The organism is Novosphingobium marinum (assembly GCF_013408095.1).
GTDB lineage: Bacteria > Pseudomonadota > Alphaproteobacteria > Sphingomonadales > Sphingomonadaceae > Novosphingobium > Novosphingobium marinum.
In genome coordinates, this window is the sequence record NZ_JACBZF010000002.1 from 47,949 (window position 1) to 63,829 (window position 15,881).

General features: G+C 64.1%; 17 protein-coding genes. 11 read left to right on the top strand and 6 right to left on the bottom strand.

The genetic code is table 11. The annotated features are described in order from the left end of the window. Window positions 1-53: 53 nt before the first annotated feature. A complete protein-coding gene (locus tag FHS75_RS17715) occupies window positions 54-1,097 on the bottom strand; it encodes a BON domain-containing protein (protein ID WP_218845147.1) in 1,044 nt (347 codons plus the stop codon). A 253-nt stretch (window positions 1,098-1,350) separates the two neighbouring features. Here FHS75_RS17715 and FHS75_RS04855 point away from each other — a divergent pair, with 253 nt between their 5' ends. Next, window positions 1,351-3,813: a ligase-associated DNA damage response DEXH box helicase gene (locus tag FHS75_RS04855; RefSeq protein ID WP_179406622.1), complete on the top strand. Its 2,463-nt coding sequence runs from the start codon at window positions 1,351-1,353 to the stop codon at window positions 3,811-3,813. A 61-nt stretch (window positions 3,814-3,874) separates the two neighbouring features. Here FHS75_RS04855 and FHS75_RS04860 read toward each other — a convergent pair whose 3' ends face one another. From FHS75_RS04860 to FHS75_RS04875, 4 genes are all read right to left on the bottom strand, one after another. Continuing rightward, on the bottom strand, window positions 3,875-4,315 hold the full coding sequence (locus tag FHS75_RS04860) for an ExbD/TolR family protein (RefSeq protein ID WP_179406623.1): 441 nt from the start codon (window positions 4,313-4,315) through the stop codon (window positions 3,875-3,877). Between the two features lie 35 nt (window positions 4,316-4,350). Further along, on the bottom strand, window positions 4,351-4,881 hold the full coding sequence (locus FHS75_RS04865; RefSeq protein ID WP_179406624.1) for an ExbD/TolR family protein: 531 nt from the start codon (window positions 4,879-4,881) through the stop codon (window positions 4,351-4,353). Window positions 4,882-5,001: 120 nt separating this feature from the next. Then, window positions 5,002-5,811, bottom strand: a complete 810-nt coding sequence (locus tag FHS75_RS04870) for a MotA/TolQ/ExbB proton channel family protein (protein ID WP_179406625.1) — start codon at window positions 5,809-5,811, stop codon at window positions 5,002-5,004. Window positions 5,812-5,889: 78 nt separating this feature from the next. Next, on the bottom strand, window positions 5,890-6,549 hold the full coding sequence (locus FHS75_RS04875; protein WP_179406626.1) for an energy transducer TonB: 660 nt from the start codon (window positions 6,547-6,549) through the stop codon (window positions 5,890-5,892). A gap of 347 nt (window positions 6,550-6,896) precedes the next feature. Here FHS75_RS04875 and FHS75_RS04880 point away from each other — a divergent pair, with 347 nt between their 5' ends. Together FHS75_RS04880 and FHS75_RS04885 are read left to right on the top strand one after the other, a co-directional pair. Then, on the top strand, window positions 6,897-7,751 hold the full coding sequence (locus tag FHS75_RS04880; protein WP_179406627.1) for a hypothetical protein: 855 nt from the start codon (window positions 6,897-6,899) through the stop codon (window positions 7,749-7,751). A gap of 72 nt (window positions 7,752-7,823) precedes the next feature. Further along, complete coding sequence (locus FHS75_RS04885) at window positions 7,824-9,131, top strand: homoserine dehydrogenase (RefSeq protein WP_179406628.1); 1,308 nt, start codon at window positions 7,824-7,826, stop codon at window positions 9,129-9,131. A 6-nt stretch (window positions 9,132-9,137) separates the two neighbouring features. Here FHS75_RS04885 and FHS75_RS04890 read toward each other — a convergent pair whose 3' ends face one another. Further along, entirely contained in the window at window positions 9,138-9,551 is a 414-nt protein-coding gene (locus tag FHS75_RS04890; protein ID WP_179406629.1) for a hypothetical protein, read from the bottom strand. 104 nt (window positions 9,552-9,655) lie between these two features. On the opposite strand from FHS75_RS04890, the gene glpX reads away from it, so the two are divergent. The 8 genes from glpX (at window position 9,656) to pheS (ending at window position 15,881) form a co-directional block, all read left to right on the top strand. Beyond that, the gene (gene glpX, locus FHS75_RS04895) at window positions 9,656-10,636 is read left to right on the top strand and encodes a class II fructose-bisphosphatase (RefSeq protein ID WP_179406630.1); all 981 of its coding nucleotides are present in this window, start codon (window positions 9,656-9,658) and stop codon (window positions 10,634-10,636) included. A gap of 117 nt (window positions 10,637-10,753) precedes the next feature. Further along, the gene (locus FHS75_RS04900; RefSeq protein WP_179406631.1) at window positions 10,754-11,689 is read left to right on the top strand and encodes a ribose-phosphate pyrophosphokinase; all 936 of its coding nucleotides are present in this window, start codon (window positions 10,754-10,756) and stop codon (window positions 11,687-11,689) included. 69 nt (window positions 11,690-11,758) lie between these two features. Continuing rightward, complete coding sequence (gene hisN / locus FHS75_RS04905; RefSeq protein ID WP_179406632.1) at window positions 11,759-12,541, top strand: histidinol-phosphatase; 783 nt, start codon at window positions 11,759-11,761, stop codon at window positions 12,539-12,541. A 14-nt stretch (window positions 12,542-12,555) separates the two neighbouring features. After that, complete coding sequence (locus FHS75_RS04910; protein WP_179406633.1) at window positions 12,556-12,963, top strand: gamma-glutamylcyclotransferase family protein; 408 nt, start codon at window positions 12,556-12,558, stop codon at window positions 12,961-12,963. 142 nt (window positions 12,964-13,105) lie between these two features. Next, window positions 13,106-13,309: a 50S ribosomal protein L35 gene (gene rpmI / locus FHS75_RS04915; RefSeq protein WP_179406634.1), complete on the top strand. Its 204-nt coding sequence runs from the start codon at window positions 13,106-13,108 to the stop codon at window positions 13,307-13,309. Between the two features lie 21 nt (window positions 13,310-13,330). Beyond that, window positions 13,331-13,687 carry a 50S ribosomal protein L20 gene (gene rplT / locus FHS75_RS04920; protein ID WP_179406635.1) on the top strand — a complete coding sequence of 119 codons (357 nt, stop codon included), beginning with the start codon at window positions 13,331-13,333 and terminating at the stop codon, window positions 13,685-13,687. A gap of 219 nt (window positions 13,688-13,906) precedes the next feature. Further along, the gene (locus tag FHS75_RS04925) at window positions 13,907-14,707 is read left to right on the top strand and encodes a helix-turn-helix domain-containing protein (RefSeq protein ID WP_179406636.1); all 801 of its coding nucleotides are present in this window, start codon (window positions 13,907-13,909) and stop codon (window positions 14,705-14,707) included. A gap of 76 nt (window positions 14,708-14,783) precedes the next feature. After that, entirely contained in the window at window positions 14,784-15,881 is a 1,098-nt protein-coding gene (pheS, locus tag FHS75_RS04930; RefSeq protein ID WP_179406637.1) for a phenylalanine--tRNA ligase subunit alpha, read from the top strand.

Genomic DNA, 15,881 nt, shown 5'->3' on the forward strand with positions numbered 1-15,881 from the left:
AAAAGGGAGCCCCTGGCGGGGCTCCCTCTCTTTTGCGTCGATCAGTCCTGTCCTCAAGTCGTTTCGCGGGTGCGCGAAGCTGTCGTACCGGCACTCCTGCCAGTCGTAGTCGCCGAGCGTGAAGTCGTCCGTTCGGTGGAATCCCCGGAAGTCCGGTCGGACCTGTCCATCTCGCGTACGCGGAGATTGTTCTGGACGTGTCTCACCCCAGAAATGCGGTCGATGCAATCCTCGGCGTGGCGCTTGGCGCGGCGGCTGTCGACATGTCCGTCGAGCGTGATCTCGCCATTGCGCACCGACACCTTGACGTCGCTTGCGTCGACGTAGCGGTCATGCGTCAGATTGTCACATGCATCTTCGTGAATCCGTTCGTCGGACCTCGTGTATTCGGAGGGCCCACGTCCCGAATGGTCCATTTCTCGGTGTCGTTCCGCATCCTCGTCCCCGAACCAGCTGGCGACCTCGTCGCCTGCCCGCTCGAGGAATCCGCGATCGTGATCATAGTCACGACGGTGGCGCAAGCCGTAGTCGTTTCGGTTGCCCTCGGCATAACCGCCGCCGAAATCGCGCGATGTCGCGCCATATGAGGTCGCCATGCCGGGAGCATAACCGCCCTGTTTCCCATGCGAGATGAAATCGCGTCCGCCGTACCGCTGGTTGAAATTGCTGAACCCGGATCCGTCATCGAATCTATGTGATCCGTAACCGCCGGAATATGGATCTCCGCCATATGACCGCCGGTTGCCCGATTCTTCGTAGGCGTACTGGCGGTCCCGGCGGCTATCGTGGTCGTAATCGTACCGGTCGCTTCGGTTGCGACCGTACCCAGCTTCGCCGCGCGAATAGCGATAGGGTTCATCTCGCTGGTCGGAGTAACCGCCCATCTGGCCACGGCTCTGACCGAGCTGTTCGCGATCGCCATATCCGGTGTTGCCGAAATCCCCGCCCGGCTGCCGCGTCGTTATCCATTCGTCCCCTGCCTGGCTGGGCCCGGCGTGAAACTGATGTTGCTGGCGATTCCCGGAACGATAGTCTTCGCGCTGGTCATAGCGTGTCGGATCGTTCAGGTCGGAATTTCCTCGATTGCGCTCGCTCATGGTAGTCTCTCCACGTTGCGCTGCCTTTCAGGGTTTCCGGCTCCGTGGCGGCTGACAGCCGGCCGCACGCGCCGCCCCCGCTGCCCATACGTCAGTAAAACGGGTGGACCCTGCCGAGAGTTTCGCAGCTCGACGCAAGCGAAAGACGGACTGGCGTTTGGCCAACGCCTTGATTTGCATATGTTTCGGTACGATGACCAGGCTCTCCGCGAGCAGGGTTTCACAAGCCGCCGATTCAGGGCATCCCGATGCCATGGAAGGCGATTCCGCAGCGATTCCCGAATGCATTCAATCCTGGTTTGCGGGTCGCGGCTGGCGCATTCGCCGTCATCAGGCGGAGATGCTTTCTGCCCACGGGCGCGGGAAGCATGCATTGCTGGTTGCCGATACGGGGGCCGGCAAGACCCTGGCCGGGTTCCTGCCGACCCTGGCCGATTTTGCGCAGCACGGCGATTGCGGACCAGGCGCTTCCGAAGGCCTGCACACCCTCTATGTTTCGCCGCTCAAGGCCCTTGCGCACGACGTCCAGCGCAATCTCGTGACGCCAATCGACGAGATAGGCCTGCCGATCCGCGTCGAGACACGCAGCGGCGATACCCCTTCGGACCGAAAGGCGCGCCAGCGCGCCAGACCGCCGCACATTTTGCTGACCACCCCGGAATCGCTTTCGCTTCTCCTGAGTTACCCTGAAAGCGTGACCTTGTTCGCGGACCTGAAGCGCATCGTCATCGACGAGGTCCATGCTTTCGCCACCGGCAAGCGGGGCGACCTGCTGGCACTGGCGCTGGGACGCTTGCAGGCGCTGGCACCGCAAGCGCAACGTGCCGGGTTGTCCGCGACCGTTGCCGACCCCGAAGCGTACCGGGGCTGGCTGGCGCCGTGGGGAGACATCGACTCCGTCGAACTCGTCGAGGGAGAGGCGGGTGCCGATCCTGACCTTTCTATCCTGCTGCCCGAGGAAGAACGCATTCCATGGAGCGGTCACGCCGCAACATGGGCCATTCCGCAGCTCTACCGGGAAATCCGCGAACACCGGACGACCCTGATCTTCACCAACACGCGGTTCCTCGCCGAATATATCTTCCAGTGGCTCTGGGACGTAAACGAGGACGCGCTGCCGATCGGTATTCACCATGGTTCGCTTTCGAAGGAAGCACGCCGCAAGGTCGAGGGTGCGATGGCACGTGGCGATCTGCGCGCGCTCGTGTGCACGGCGAGCCTCGATCTTGGTGTCGACTGGGGCGACATCGATCTGGTCGTCCAGATGGGCGCGCCTAAGGGTTCCTCGCGCTTGCTCCAGCGCATCGGAAGAGCAAACCACAGGCTGGACAGCCCCAGCAAGGCGCTGCTCGTTCCCGGTAACCGGTTCGAGTTCCTCGAGGCGATGGCGGCGGCAGAGGCGGTGGCCGAAGGACAGCGCGACGGGGAAGACTTCCGTCCCGGCGGGCTCGATGTCCTGGCCCAGCATGTCATGGGCAGGGCCTGTGCCGGGCCTTTTCGCGAGGAGGTAATGCTGCGCGAAGTCCGCTCGGTGCTGCCCTATGCATGGGTTGACGAAGAGGTATTCGAGCGTGTCCTCGATTTCGTTGCAACCGGTGGTTATGCGCTGCGCTCCTACGACCGGTTCCGCCGCATCGTCCGCGAAAAGAACGGAACGTGGCGACTGACACACCCGGAAAATGCCGCACGGCACCGCCTCAATGCCGGTATTATCGTGGATGCCGACATGATCGAGGTACGTTTCCGCAACGGTCGCTCGCTCGGGAAAGTCGAGGAGAGTTTTGCCGCCGGCCTGTCGCCGGGGAACACCTTTCGTTTCGCCGGCATGGATCTCGAAGTCGAGGCGCTGAGGGATCTCGAGTTGATCGTTCGCGCATCGAGGACGGCGGCCGCGATTCCCAGCTATACCGGCCTGCGCCTTCCGCTGACGACGCACCTGGCGGATCGCGTCAGGACGTTGCTGAACGACAGGGCTGGCTGGGCCCGGTTTCCCGAGGACGTGCGCGAATGGCTGGAAGTTCAGGACTGGCGGTCGCACCTGCCGGCGCCGGGACGCCTTCTGGTCGAAAGCTTTCCGCATCGCGACCTTGCCTACACGACCTACTATACCTTCGAGGGCTGGAATGCGAACCAGTCGCTGGGGATGCTGGTGACGCGCCGGATGGACGATCGGGGGCTGGGCCCCCTCGGCTTCGTGGCAAATGACTACGCGCTCGCCGTCTGGGGCCTGAAACCGGTCGACGATCCGGCTGCGCTGCTGTCTCCCGACATCCTGTCGCACGAGTTCGTCGACTGGGTCCAGCAGTCGCATCTGCTGCGCAGGGCGTTTCGCGAGGTGGCCGTCATCTCCGGGCTGGTCGAGAGGCAGCAGCCGGGCAAGAGGAAGTCCGGCAAGCAGGTCACGTTCTCGACCGATCTGATCTACGACGTGCTGCGCAAGTACGAGCCCGACCACCTCCTGATCGAGGCGGCGTGGGCGGACGCGCGGGCGCGCATGACCGACGTTGCCCGCGTCGGCGACGTGCTCGACCGGGCAGCGAGCGAGGTCGACCATGTGAGGCTCGAGCGGATCAGTCCCCTTGCGGTCCCCGTGCTGTCGATCATCGGCCGGGAAAATCTTCCCGCCGGCGCTGCCGACGATGAACTCCTCGAAGAAGCGGAAAGCCTCGCCTCGATCGCGATGCGCACCGAAACACTGCCCGGGGAAAGCGAATAGCGCGCAAAAAAAGGGGCGGATCGCTCCGCCCCTCGTTTTCTTCGACTGCCTGACGTCTCGTTTATTCGGACTTGCCGAACTCGGAGAACTTCTCGTTTCCGACGAAGCCGAATTTCGTGACCTGCGATCCCTTGATGATGTTGAGCACGCGGGCCGAGAGGTCGTAGCTGGCATTGGGGTCCGGCTCGAACTGAAGTTCGGGTTCGACGGGATAGCGAAGCGTCTCTTGCAGCAGGCCAAGGAGCTGGCCGCCGGTGACCGCTTCTCCGTTGAAGAGGATTTCGTTCTGCGGCGTGAGGACGATCTTGTTCTTCTCCGTATCGGGGGGCGGGATGTCCGGCGGACGGTCCTGCGAAACGGGAAGGTCGATGTCGACCGAGTGGGTCGCGACCGGGATGGTGATGATGAACATGATGAGGAGGACGAGCATGACGTCGATAAGCGGCGTCGTGTTCATTTCCATCATCGGTGAGCCATCGTCCTTGCCACCTGACATTGCCATGGCTGATTACTCCTAAGTCTTCTGTCCAGTGCCGATCAGCCGTTCGGATCGACGGGGTTCGAAATGAAGCCCACGGTCGGATAGCCCGAGATCTGCACGTTGTAGATAGCACCGGCAATGCAGCGCCAGGGGGCGGCCACGTCGCCGCGGATATGCACCTGCGGGATCGCGTCCGGGTTTTCCTTCAGAGCTTCGGGACCGCCTTCGCGCTTCACGATGGCGTCGAGGCGCTTGAAGGCCTGATCGCGCAGTTCTTCCGAGTTTACCGGCGTGATGTTGTTGAAGTACACGCGGCACTGGCCACTGCGGCTCGCGCCTTCGTACCCCGGGTCGCCGGCACTGCGGCCCGCGTCGTCTGTCGTGGTCACCGTCAGGAGAAGGTTTTCGACCTTGTCCTTCGATTCCACGGACTCGAGGATGGGGATGCGCAGTTTCTCGATCGTCTGGATCGCGACGGGAACCGCAATCAGGAAGATGATCAGGAGAACCAGCATCACGTCCACGAGAGGCGTGGTGTTGATGTCGGACATCGGGGTTTCGGCACCCCCGCCAACCGCTACCGCCATAGCTCAATCCTACTCTTTATATTTCTTGGGAGGGTGGCGGCGAATTCGCATGCCGCAATCCGCCGCCCCTTCCCTCGATTGCCTGACCGGGGAACTTCGTTGTTCTCCGCAGGGCTCATATCAAGACTTCGTGGTCGTCGTGGTCGTCGTCGCAGCAGCCGGCTTCGCTGCGGTCGTAGCGGCAGGCTTGGTGGCCGTCGCAGGCTTTGCGCCGGGGACCTGGTAGGTCGGGCGAACCGCGCCACGCGAGCTGATGTTGGCAAGAACATCGGTCGAGAAGCCGGTCAGCATCTCGGCGATCCGCTTGTTGCGCGACTGGAGGTAGTTGTAGGCAAGAACCGCGGGAACCGCCACGAGGAGGCCGAGAGCGGTCATGATCAGCGCTTCGCCGACCGGGCCCGCGACCTTGTCGATCGAAGCCGAACCGGCGAGACCGATGTTGATGAGCGCGCGGTAGATGCCGACGACGGTGCCGAACAGCCCGACGAACGGAGCGGTCGCGCCGACGGTGGCGAGGAACGGCAGGCCACCGGCCAGCCGGGCATTGATGGTTGCTTCCGAACGCGCGAGCGATCCGTGCAGCCAATCATGGGCCTCGGTCGAGTCGGTCATCTTCGAGGCCTGTTCGTCGGCCATGATGCCATCGTCGACGATCTGGCGCCATGCGCTGTTCTTGTCGAGCTTTGTAGCGCCTTCTTTGAGCGAGTTGGCTTTCCAGAAGCTCGCGCGCACGTCGCGATACTGGCGCATGACCTTCGCCTGCTCGAACCACTTGGTGAAAAGAATGTAGAACGAACCGAACGACATGATCGCCAGCGTGATGAATGTGAACCAGGCGACTGCGCCGCCCTGTTCCATGGCTTCCCAGAAACCGAATTTGTTCTGCGGTGCCGCTTCGCCGGCAGCAGCAAGGATGTCTACGATAAGCATGCGATAAGTCCTCTCAGAATGAAAAGGCAGTCAAAAGTGCGGCCGCCCGCGCGCGGCGGGCCCGACCCGTACGAAAAGCTATTCCGGGATCTCCCAGCGGACACGGCTTGAATAGGAATTGCCGTAACCGTCGCTAGGCCTCTCGAAGCGCGCGCGGCGAGTCACGTTCTTGCAGGTCGCGTCGTCGAGGTCCGAATGACCGCTGGACGACGTAATCGAGCAGCTCGCGACGCGACCATCGGGCGAGATCGAGACGCGGAAGCCGGTCGTTCCCTCGCGCTCTTCGCGAAGCGCGCGCGACGGATAGTCGTTCGGCGTCGCCCACGTGCTCGGGTTGTTGCGCGGCGTCGCCGGCTTGGGCGGCGGCGGCGGCGGTGGAGGCGGCGGCGGCGGCGGCGCGACGGGCGCCTTCGGAATCGAAAGGACGGGCGGCGCCGGGGGAGGCGGCGTCACGGTCGTCGTGATCTGGGGAGGCGTCGTCGAGACGTCGATTTGCACCGGCGGCGCGACTGGCGGCGGCGGCGCGATATCCTCCTTCTTCTCGGGCGGTGGCGGAGGTTCTTCCTCCTTCTTTACCTCCTCCTCGATATCAACCGTCGTCACGCGCTTGATAACCTTCTTCGCCGCGTCGTAGGCAAGACCGGTAACAAGGACATATCCGAGCAGAATATGGATCACGGCAACGATGATCAACGCGGTAAGCTTGTTACCGCTCATCGATTGGTCAGCGTAGGCCATTCAGTTGCATCACTCCATTACTACGTTCCGGACAAATCCCCGGACTGCCCGGAGCGAACAGATTGTTCGCCCAAGGCAAACTTTAACAAACCACCCTGACGGACTTTATGACGGTCCGCCGGTCGGGCGCATGCCTGACAAGGCAAACCGCGGGGCTCTTCTCGCAAAACGGCCCCGTTTTGCGGCAGCTTTAACCGTGAAGGCCAAGCCACGCAACGCCTTATCGCCACGCTCCCGGGTTAACAAACGATTCAGCCCGGTTAATGTCCAATGGACTGCGAAACCCGTCAAGCTTCCCCGCGTTGGGTAGGAAAACGACGAAAAAGCATCCGGAGACGCCGACCATCATGACCCCCATTAAGGCCGCGGCAGGTATAGCGCTGCTGGCAATTTCACCAGTCTTTAGCGCCTCGGCAGCGGCGCAGCCCGCAGCGACCGAACCTGCCGGCGGACGCGTCGCGCCGACGTTCGCGGACCTTGCCGACCTTTCGGACAAGGCCGAGCTCGTCGTCCGGGCGCAGGTGCGCAAGCTGGCGCCGGTCGAGCGGGAGCGCGCTCCCGGTCTGCGGCCGGGCTGGGGGCGCTATTACGTCAAGGCGCGAACGCAGTCGCTGCTGACCGGCAGCGTGCCCGTGGGCGAATCGCTCGTCTATCTCGTCGACCTGCCGCTCGACGCGCGCAACGATCCTCCCGACCTGAAAAAGCGCGACGTCGTCCTGTTCGCTCGACCGGTACGCGGCCGTCCGGGCGAATTGCAACTCGTCGCGCCCGACGCGCAGCTTCCCTGGACGCCCGAGCTTGAAGGGCGCCTGCGCCCGGTCCTTTCGCAGACCATCGCCCCCGATGCCCCGGCCGAAGTGACGGGGGTGCGGGAACTGATCCATGTGCCGGGCACCCTGCGCGGCCAGGGCGAGACCCAGATATTTCTCGATACGGCTGACGATTCGGCTGCCTCGATAACCGTTCGTCACGAGCCGGGGCGGCCGCCGCAGTGGGGTGCATCGTTCTCCGAACTTCTGGCGGACGTCGGAAACCCGCCTCGCGAAGGCTCGCTCGCATGGTACCGGCTCGCCTGCAATCTGCCGAACAGCTTGCCGCGCGATGCCAACCTTTCGGAGACCGCGACCGCGCGGCGACAGGCCGAGGCCGATTACCGCATGGTGCTGGGCGAACTCGGAACCTGCCGCCGCAACCGGTCATAGCAGGGCTTTCTGCACAAGCCTCTGGCGTTTTGTGCTTCCGATTGGCTAAGGCGCGGCGCGAAAGGGGATATCATGGCAGAACCGCTCAGGATCGCGCTTGCGGGACTCGGAACCGTAGGCACCGGCGTCATCCGCCTGATCGAGACGAATGCCGAGCTGATCGCGCGCCGCGCGGGCCGGCCGATCGCGATCACCTCGGTCAGCGCCCGTGACCGCTCGAAAGACCGGGGCGTCGACCTTTCGCCCTATGCCTGGGAAGACGACCTCACCTCGATGGCCAGCCGGGGGGATGTCGATGTCGTCGTCGAGCTTGTCGGGGGTTCGGACGGGCCTGCCCTGACACTGGCGCGCAACACCATTGCCGGGGGCAAGGCGCTCGTCACCGCCAACAAGGCGATGGTCGCCCACCACGGCCTCGAGCTTGCCCGGCGGGCAGAGGATGCGGGCGTCGCGCTCAAGTTCGAGGCTGCGGTCGCGGGCGGCATCCCCGTCATCAAGGGACTGAGCGAGGGCGCGGCGGCGAACGCGATCGATCGCGTCTACGGAATTCTCAACGGCACCTGCAATTACATCCTCTCGACGATGGAGGATACCGGCCGCGACTTCGCCGACGTGCTCTCCGAAGCGCAGATGCTCGGGTACGCGGAGGCCGACCCGACCTTCGACATCGAGGGCGTCGATGCCGCGCACAAGCTGGCGATCCTTGCATCCATCGGCTTCGGCGCGCGGCTCGACTTCGCGTCGGTCGACACCGCGGGCATTTCGCGGATTCTTGCAGCCGACATTGCGCAGGCGGCGGCGCTCGGCTTCGTCATCCGGCTGATCGGGATGGCGGAGCTGGAATCGGCGGACGGTTCCTGCCGCCTGTTCCAGCGCGTCCAGCCGCACCTCGTGCCGGTCGACCATCCTCTGGCCCACGTCGACGGGGCGACCAATGCTGTCGTCGCGGAAGGCAACTTCATGGGACGTCTGCTCTTCCAGGGCGCGGGCGCAGGCGACGGTCCGACGGCGAGTGCCGTGGTGGCAGACATCATAGATATCGCCCGAGGAGAGAAGGGCGCGACCTTCTCGATGCCGGTCTCCGAACTGGAAGAGATGCCGCGTGCTCAGTCAGGGCATCGCCGCGGTCGCAATTACATCCGCTTCATCGTACCCGACAAGCCGGGCGTCCTGGCCGAGATCACGGCGGCGATGCGCGATGCCGACGTCTCGATCGAGAGCCTGATCCAGAAGGGCCGGGCCGAGGCCGGCGGCGAGGTGCTGCTGGCGATGGTGACGCACGAGGGCCCCGAATCGGCGGTGACCCGCGCTCTCGAACTGCTCGATGGATCCGACAGCCTGGCCCAGCCGCCGCTCGTCATGACCATCGTCGGCAAGTAGCCCGGTTCACCGCGCGCGCATCTGGCCCTTGGCGACCTTGTCGGCATCCGATCCCGGCGGCGGTTCGGGAATGGCCTTCAAGTCGATCATGTAGACCGGCGGCGGTGCCCACCCGCCGGTGATGCAGCCGAACTCGCCCTCGCACGATCCGCCGCTGAAGTCCGGTGCATGGAGCCGCCCGTCGTCGAGCGCTTGCGGAGATTTCGGATCGGCCTCGGCAGAGGACAGTGCGCGAAATTGCGAGTCGTCCTGCGCGCAGACGACGATCTCGCCGTCACTTCCCGGCTTCCCGCAATTTTTCGCCCGCTGCCTTTCCGACGTTACCGCCGGAGTGCTCAGGAGTCCCCGCGCAATACGCGAATCGGAAGCATCCGGTGCCTCCTTACCGTCAGCAAGGGCCGGGGCATCGGATACGATCATGGCGAGCGCCAACAACAAGGGGGCAGTGCTTCTCGACAATTACCTTCCCCCTGTCTAAGCGTCCCGTCCGCACCCTCCCGCCCCCGGCTGAATCCGGAGTGAACATGTCCGATAGCACGATTTCCGCCAGCAAGGTCCTCGACCGGGTCCTTGTCCTCGAGATGGTCCGCGTGACCGAGGCCGCGGCGATCGCCGCATCGAAGCTCATCGGCAGGGGCGACGAGAAGGCTGCCGATGCTGCCGCGGTCGAGGCGATGCGGACGGCGTTCGACGAGCTTTACATGGACGGAACCGTCGTTATCGGCGAGGGCGAGCGCGACGAGGCTCCGATGCTCTACATCGGGGAGAAGGTCGGCGGGGCGCCGGGCAAGGGGCCCAAGATCGACATTGCGCTCGACCCTCTCGAAGGCACCACCATCACGGCGAAGGCCGGACCAAATGCGTTGGCGGTCCTGGCTGCCGCGGAGGAAGGCTGCCTGCTCAACGCTCCCGACGTCTACATGGACAAGCTGGCCATTGGGCCTGGGTATCCCGAAGACGTCATCGACCTTTCCAAATCGGCGACCGAAAACGTCGAGGCGTTGGCCGCTGCTAAAGGCGTGCAGCCGAACGAGATCATCGTGTGCGTGCTCGACCGCCCGCGCCACGCCGACCTGATCGCCGAACTGCGCGCGATCGGCTGCGGCATCCAGCTCATTCCCGATGGCGACGTCGCCGGCGTGATCGCGACGACCAACGAGGAAACCACGATCGACATGTACATGGGTTCCGGCGGCGCACCGGAAGGCGTCCTTGCCGCCGCCGCCCTGCGCTGCGTCGGCGGACAGTTCCAGGGCCGCCTGCTGTTCCGCAACGACGACGAGCGCGCGCGCGCGGCCAAGTGGGGCATCGAGGACCTCAACCGCATCTACAAGCTGGAAGACCTGGCGCGGGGCGATTGCATCTTTGCGGCGACGGGTGTCACCAGCGGTTCACTGCTGCAGGGCGTGAAAAACCTCAAGAGCGGCAAGATGACGACCGAGAGCGTGGTCATGCGCGCTTCTTCGGGCACGGTGCGCTGGGTTCGAGGCGAGCATCGCAAGTAAGCGCCGCCCCGCCTGCTCTCCGATCCTCCGTGGACGACGAGCCGGTGGCGTATTGCAATACAATGACGCTTGTTTAGAGCCGGGCGCGACAGGCGCGTTCGGGGAAGGGCACCGCAGATGAAGATCTTGGCCGGCAACAGCAACCTGCCGCTCGCACGGGCGATCGCAGGCTACCTCGAACTGCCGCTGACCGATGCCAGCGTGCGGCGATTCGCCGACGAGGAAGTCTTCGTCGAAATCCATGAGAACGTGCGCGGGGAGGACGTCTTCGTCGTCCAGCCGACAAGCTTTCCGGCCAACGACAACCTGATGGAGCTGCTCATCTGCATCGATGCGCTGCGCCGCGCTTCGGCGCGACGGATCACGGCGGTCGTCCCCTATTTCGGTTATGCTCGGCAGGACAGGAAGCCCGGGCCGCGTACGCCGATCTCGGCCAAGCTGGTCGCCAACCTCATCACCGAGGCGGGAGCGAATCGCATGCTCTCGGTCGACCTGCACGCAGGCCAGATCCAGGGCTTCTTCGATATCCCGACCGACAACCTCTACGCCGCGCCGGTGATGGCGGCGGATATCCAGGCGCGCTACGGCGAGCAGGACCTGATGGTGGTTTCTCCCGATGTCGGGGGCGTGGTGCGCGCCCGGGCGCTGGCCAAGCGGCTCGACAACGCGCCGCTCGCCATTGTCGACAAGCGCCGCGACCGTCCGGGCCAGTCCGAAGTCATGAACATCATTGGCGACGTCCAGAACCGCGCGTGCATCCTGATCGACGACATCATCGATTCGGGCGGAACGCTGTGCAATGCGGCGCAGGCGCTGCTCGATGAAGGCGCGGCCAGCGTGACTGCCTACATCAGCCACGGCGTGCTGTCGGGTGGCGCAGTGGCTCGGGTCGACAAGTCGGCGCTGAAGGAACTGGTCATCACCGATTCGATCCTTCCCACCGACGCCGCCATCGACAGCGAGAAAATCCGCATCCTCACCATCGCCCCGCTGATCGGCGAAGCGATTCGCCGAATCGCCGACGAAAGCTCGGTCTCGAGCCTTTTCGATTGAGCGTCGGACAAGCGCTTCCGGTTGCGAAGGCCGCTTGACCCTCCCGGCAGGGGCGTATCAACTCCGACGATGAATCTCGACAACGACATCCTGCTCGCCCACCGGCTTGCCGAAGCTGCCGGACAGGCGATCCGTCGGTATTTCCGGACTGCGGTGGAGACCGAGCGCAAAGGCGATGCCACGCCCGTATCGCTTGCCGACCGCGCAGCCGAGGAAGAAATGCGTCGCATACTTTCCGCAGAAGTGCCGCGCGACGGCATCGTCGGCGAGGAATTCGGCAGCGAGGCAGGATCGAGCGGACGGACCTGGGTGCTCGACCCGATTGACGGGACGACCGCGTTCCTTGCCGGCCGCCCGATCTTCGGAACGCTTATCGCGCTGCTCATGGACGGCTGGCCGGTGCTCGGCGTGATCGATCAGCCTATCCTCGGCGAGAGGTGGACCGGCGCCAGCGGAAGGCAGACGCTGTTCAATGGCAAGCCGGCGCAAACCCGCCGCTGCCGCGAGCTGGCATCGGCGACGCTTGCCACGACCGGGCCGCATTATTTCGACGAGCACGACGGCGGGCATTTCATGGCGCTTGCGGCCCGCACCGATCACAAGCGCATGGTCATGGGCGGCGACTGCTATAATTATGCGATGCTTGCATCCGGACACGTCGACCTCGTGTGCGAGGCGGGCCTGAAGCTCCACGACTGGGCGGCGCTGGTCCCTGTTGTCGAAGGCGCCGGAGGCACGATGAGCGACTGGTCGGGCGAACCGCTTCACGCCGAATCGGACGGTCACGTGCTGGCGCTCGGCGATCCGGCGCGGCTAGAGGATGTGGTGGAAGCACTGGCCTGCCACCATTGAAGGCGAAGCGCCCCGTGACACGCCGTTTCTTTTTCTACGGAACGTTGCTGGCAGGAGCGGATACGCCGATGGCGGCATGGGTGGGGGACCGGCTGACCGGCTCCTCGCCGGGAACATGCGCCGGAAGCTTGCGGGCGATACCGGCGGGCAGCGGTTGGTATCCGGCGCTCCTGAGAGGAACCGGGCGGGTGCGCGGCTGCTGCTGCGAACTGGCCTTGACCCCGGAGGATCTTCGCCATCTCGACCGTTACGAAGGTGCATTCTACCACCGTCGCCCGGTACAGGTAGTCCAGGGCAATGGATCGCGAACGTTCGCGCAGACCTACCTCTGGCGGGGACCGATGCCGCGCGGCTCTCGCCGGATTTCTGGCGGAGACTTTCTCGGCTGGCTGGCACAGCACGGACTGGCTGCCTTCGCCTGAAGTAGCAGGTTGCCCGCAAACGCTTGCCTTCCTGCCGCATTACCTCTAAAGGCGCGCCCTTCATCGACACGGATTTCTCGACCGGTCTGGCTTGAAAGGGCTGCCAGGGCCGGTCCGGCGTGTCTCGAACAAGGAGACGAAAATGCCCAAGCTCAAGACGAAGAGCGGTGTGAAGAAGCGCTTCAAGATCACCGCCACCGGCAAGGTCAAGCATGGCGTGGTTGGCAAGCGGCACCGCCTGATCAGCCACAACAGCAAGTACATCCGCCAGAATCGCGGCACCAAGGTCATTGCCGACCAGGACGCGAAGACGATCAAGAAATGGGCGCCCTACGGCCTCAACTGATTTTGCAGGAGTATTGCTGACATGCCACGCATCAAACGCGGTGTAACCACCCGCACCAAGCACAAGCGGCTTCTCGATCAGGCCAAGGGCTATCGCGGCCGCCGCAAGAACACCATTCGAGTAGCCCGTCAGGCCGTCGAAAAGGCCGGCCAGTACGCGTACCGCGATCGCAAGATCAAGAAGCGCAACTTCCGTGCGCTCTGGATCCAGCGCATCAATGCGGCGGTCCGTGCCGAAGGCCTGACCTACTCGCAGTTCATCCACGGCGCGAAGCTTGCCGGCATCGAACTCGATCGCAAGACGATGGCCGACCTCGCCATGAATGAGGGCCAGGTCTTTTCCTCGGTCATCGAGCAGGCGAAAAAGGCCCTCGGCTGACGCGAAGGATCGCAGGAATGCCATTCGAAAGGGCGCGAGCGGGATTGCCGCTCGCGCCCTTTTTCTTGCAATTGCAACCATCTGTACTTAGGCGCGCACCAGTATCTGGGAAAACAAGGGTCGCGCGTGAACTCGTCTTGCGAAGTCGAGATACGGTACTATACGCCGCCACCCGACCTACGTCCTTATTTCAGCACGATTTTTTTCATCGAAGTGGCAATGCCCGATGGTGAATTCGTCGCCGACTATCTTGTGCCGGAATGGGCGACGCTTCGATTCCATTCGGGCTCCCTGCCCGTGGCACGCGGTCGCGACCGCACGATCGTGGCGGGGACGAACTTTCCCGTCACCGGGCCGCATTCGCGCGAGATAAACTTCACGATCGGGGCGACGCGGCAGTGGGGTGTGCGCCTGCTGCCGGCGGGCTGGGCTCGCTACGTCAGGGAGCCGGCGGTCAGCTTCGCCAATCGCCTGATCGACGGGCACCGCAACGTCGCCTTCGCACGCCTTGCTCAGCTCGCCAATTCCCTGTTTCAGGGCGAACCCGACCTGGATGCCGAATACGAGCGCATACTGGCGCATTTCCGCAGCGGCGAGAGCGAACCCGATATCGATGAGGATCGCATCATCGCGATGCAGAAGGCGATGACGGATCCCGAAACGACATCGGTCTGGGAAGTCGCCGAGGCGGCGGGCGTGAGCCAGCGAACGATCGAGCGCATCTGCAACCGGGCCTTCGGCTTCTCGCCCAAGACGATCCTGAGGCGACAGCGCTTCCTGCGCAGCCTTACGGACGCTACGCTCGACCCGACGCTCAGCTGGACCGACGCGATGGACCTTTCCTATCACGACCAGCCGCAATTCGTTCGCGACTTCCGCCATTTCATGGACATGACCCCGGGGCAGTACGCCGCGCTCGAAAAGCCGATCGTCGAGCCTGTCACCCGCGCACGCGCGCTTCACAATGCGCGCCGTCGCGAAGGAGCGGACGACAGCTCTCCCGACTGCGGGGCGGCATGATTGCGATTCTCGCTTTTGCCCCCTAAGGACCGCCGCCGACAGCAAAGAAATCGAAGCAGCAGGCGGACTTTACCAAGTGGACTACACTGCAACCGGGCGGGATGCGCTCCTGCGCATTGCCGAAGCGGCGGACCTGGACGCGGTCGAGGCGCTGCGCATCGAATTTCTTGGCAAGCAGGGTTCGATCTCGCTGCTCCTCAAGACTCTTGGCAAGATGACGCCAGATGAGCGGCAGGCGGAAGGACCCAAGATCCACGGCCTTCGCCAGAGCGTGACCGACGCCATCGCCGCGCGAAAGTCGGCGCTGGAAAACGCTGTGCTCGAGGCGCGGCTTGCCTCGGAAAAGATCGATCTCACGCTTCCTGCTCCCGAGGCGACAATCGGTTCGGTGCATCCTGTCAGCCAGGTGATGGACGAGCTCGCCGAGATCTTCGCCGACATGGGCTTTGCCGTCGCCACGGGGCCCGAGATCGAGGACGACTGGCACAACTTCACCGCGCTCAACATGCCCGAAAGCCATCCGGCGCGCGCGATGCACGATACCTTCTATTTCGCGGACAAGGGTGCCGAAGGCCGCGAAATGCTGCTTCGCACGCATACCTCGCCGGTGCAGATACGATCGATGATCGAGCAGGGTGCCCCGCTGCGTGTCATCGCGCCGGGCCGTGTCTATCGCTCCGACAGCGACGCGACCCACACGCCCATGTTCCACCAGGTCGAAGGGCTGGTGATCGACAAGGGTATCCACCTCGGGCACCTCAAATGGACGCTCGAAACCTTCCTCAAGGCCTTCTTCGAGCGAGACGACATCGTCCTCCGCCTCCGCCCGAGCTACTTTCCGTTCACCGAGCCTTCGGTCGAAGTCGATGTCGGCTACACGGTGATCGACGGCAAGCGCGTCGTGGGCGGCGGCGGCAATGTGCCCGATGGCGGCTGGATGGAAGTGCTTGGCTCGGGCATGGTCAACCGCCGGGTGATCGAGTTCGGCGGGCTCGATCCCGACCAGTGGCAGGGCTTTGCCTTCGGCACCGGCGTCGATCGCCTCGCCATGCTCAAGTACGGCATGGACGATCTGCGTGCGTTCTTCGACGGCGACGAGCGCTGGCTTTCGCATTACGGCTTCTCGGCTCTCGACGTCCCGACCCTGTCGGGCGGCGTCGGAACGCCGGCCTGA

Bases quoted from the DNA above. Each gene is read 5' to 3' on its own strand.
- FHS75_RS04870 (WP_179406625.1), bottom strand. From the start codon at position 5,811: ATGCTTATCGTAGACATCCTTGCTGCTGCCGGCGAAGCGGCACCGCAG.
- FHS75_RS04890 (WP_179406629.1), bottom strand. From the start codon at position 9,551: ATGATCGTATCCGATGCCCCGGCCCTTGCTGACGGTAAGGAGGCACCG.
- FHS75_RS04865 (WP_179406624.1), bottom strand. From the start codon at position 4,881: ATGGCGGTAGCGGTTGGCGGGGGTGCCGAAACCCCGATGTCCGACATC.
- rplT (WP_179406635.1), top strand. From the start codon at position 13,331: ATGCCACGCATCAAACGCGGTGTAACCACCCGCACCAAGCACAAGCGG.
- FHS75_RS17715 (WP_218845147.1), bottom strand. From the start codon at position 1,097: ATGAGCGAGCGCAATCGAGGAAATTCCGACCTGAACGATCCGACACGC.
- FHS75_RS04900 (WP_179406631.1), top strand. From the start codon at position 10,754: ATGAAGATCTTGGCCGGCAACAGCAACCTGCCGCTCGCACGGGCGATC.
- FHS75_RS04875 (WP_179406626.1), bottom strand. From the start codon at position 6,549: ATGGCCTACGCTGACCAATCGATGAGCGGTAACAAGCTTACCGCGTTG.
- FHS75_RS04855 (WP_179406622.1), top strand. From the start codon at position 1,351: ATGGAAGGCGATTCCGCAGCGATTCCCGAATGCATTCAATCCTGGTTT.
- rpmI (WP_179406634.1), top strand. From the start codon at position 13,106: ATGCCCAAGCTCAAGACGAAGAGCGGTGTGAAGAAGCGCTTCAAGATC.
- hisN (WP_179406632.1), top strand. From the start codon at position 11,759: ATGAATCTCGACAACGACATCCTGCTCGCCCACCGGCTTGCCGAAGCT.
- FHS75_RS04925 (WP_179406636.1), top strand. From the start codon at position 13,907: ATGCCCGATGGTGAATTCGTCGCCGACTATCTTGTGCCGGAATGGGCG.
- glpX (WP_179406630.1), top strand. From the start codon at position 9,656: ATGTCCGATAGCACGATTTCCGCCAGCAAGGTCCTCGACCGGGTCCTT.
- FHS75_RS04880 (WP_179406627.1), top strand. From the start codon at position 6,897: ATGACCCCCATTAAGGCCGCGGCAGGTATAGCGCTGCTGGCAATTTCA.
- FHS75_RS04860 (WP_179406623.1), bottom strand. From the start codon at position 4,315: ATGGCAATGTCAGGTGGCAAGGACGATGGCTCACCGATGATGGAAATG.
- FHS75_RS04885 (WP_179406628.1), top strand. From the start codon at position 7,824: ATGGCAGAACCGCTCAGGATCGCGCTTGCGGGACTCGGAACCGTAGGC.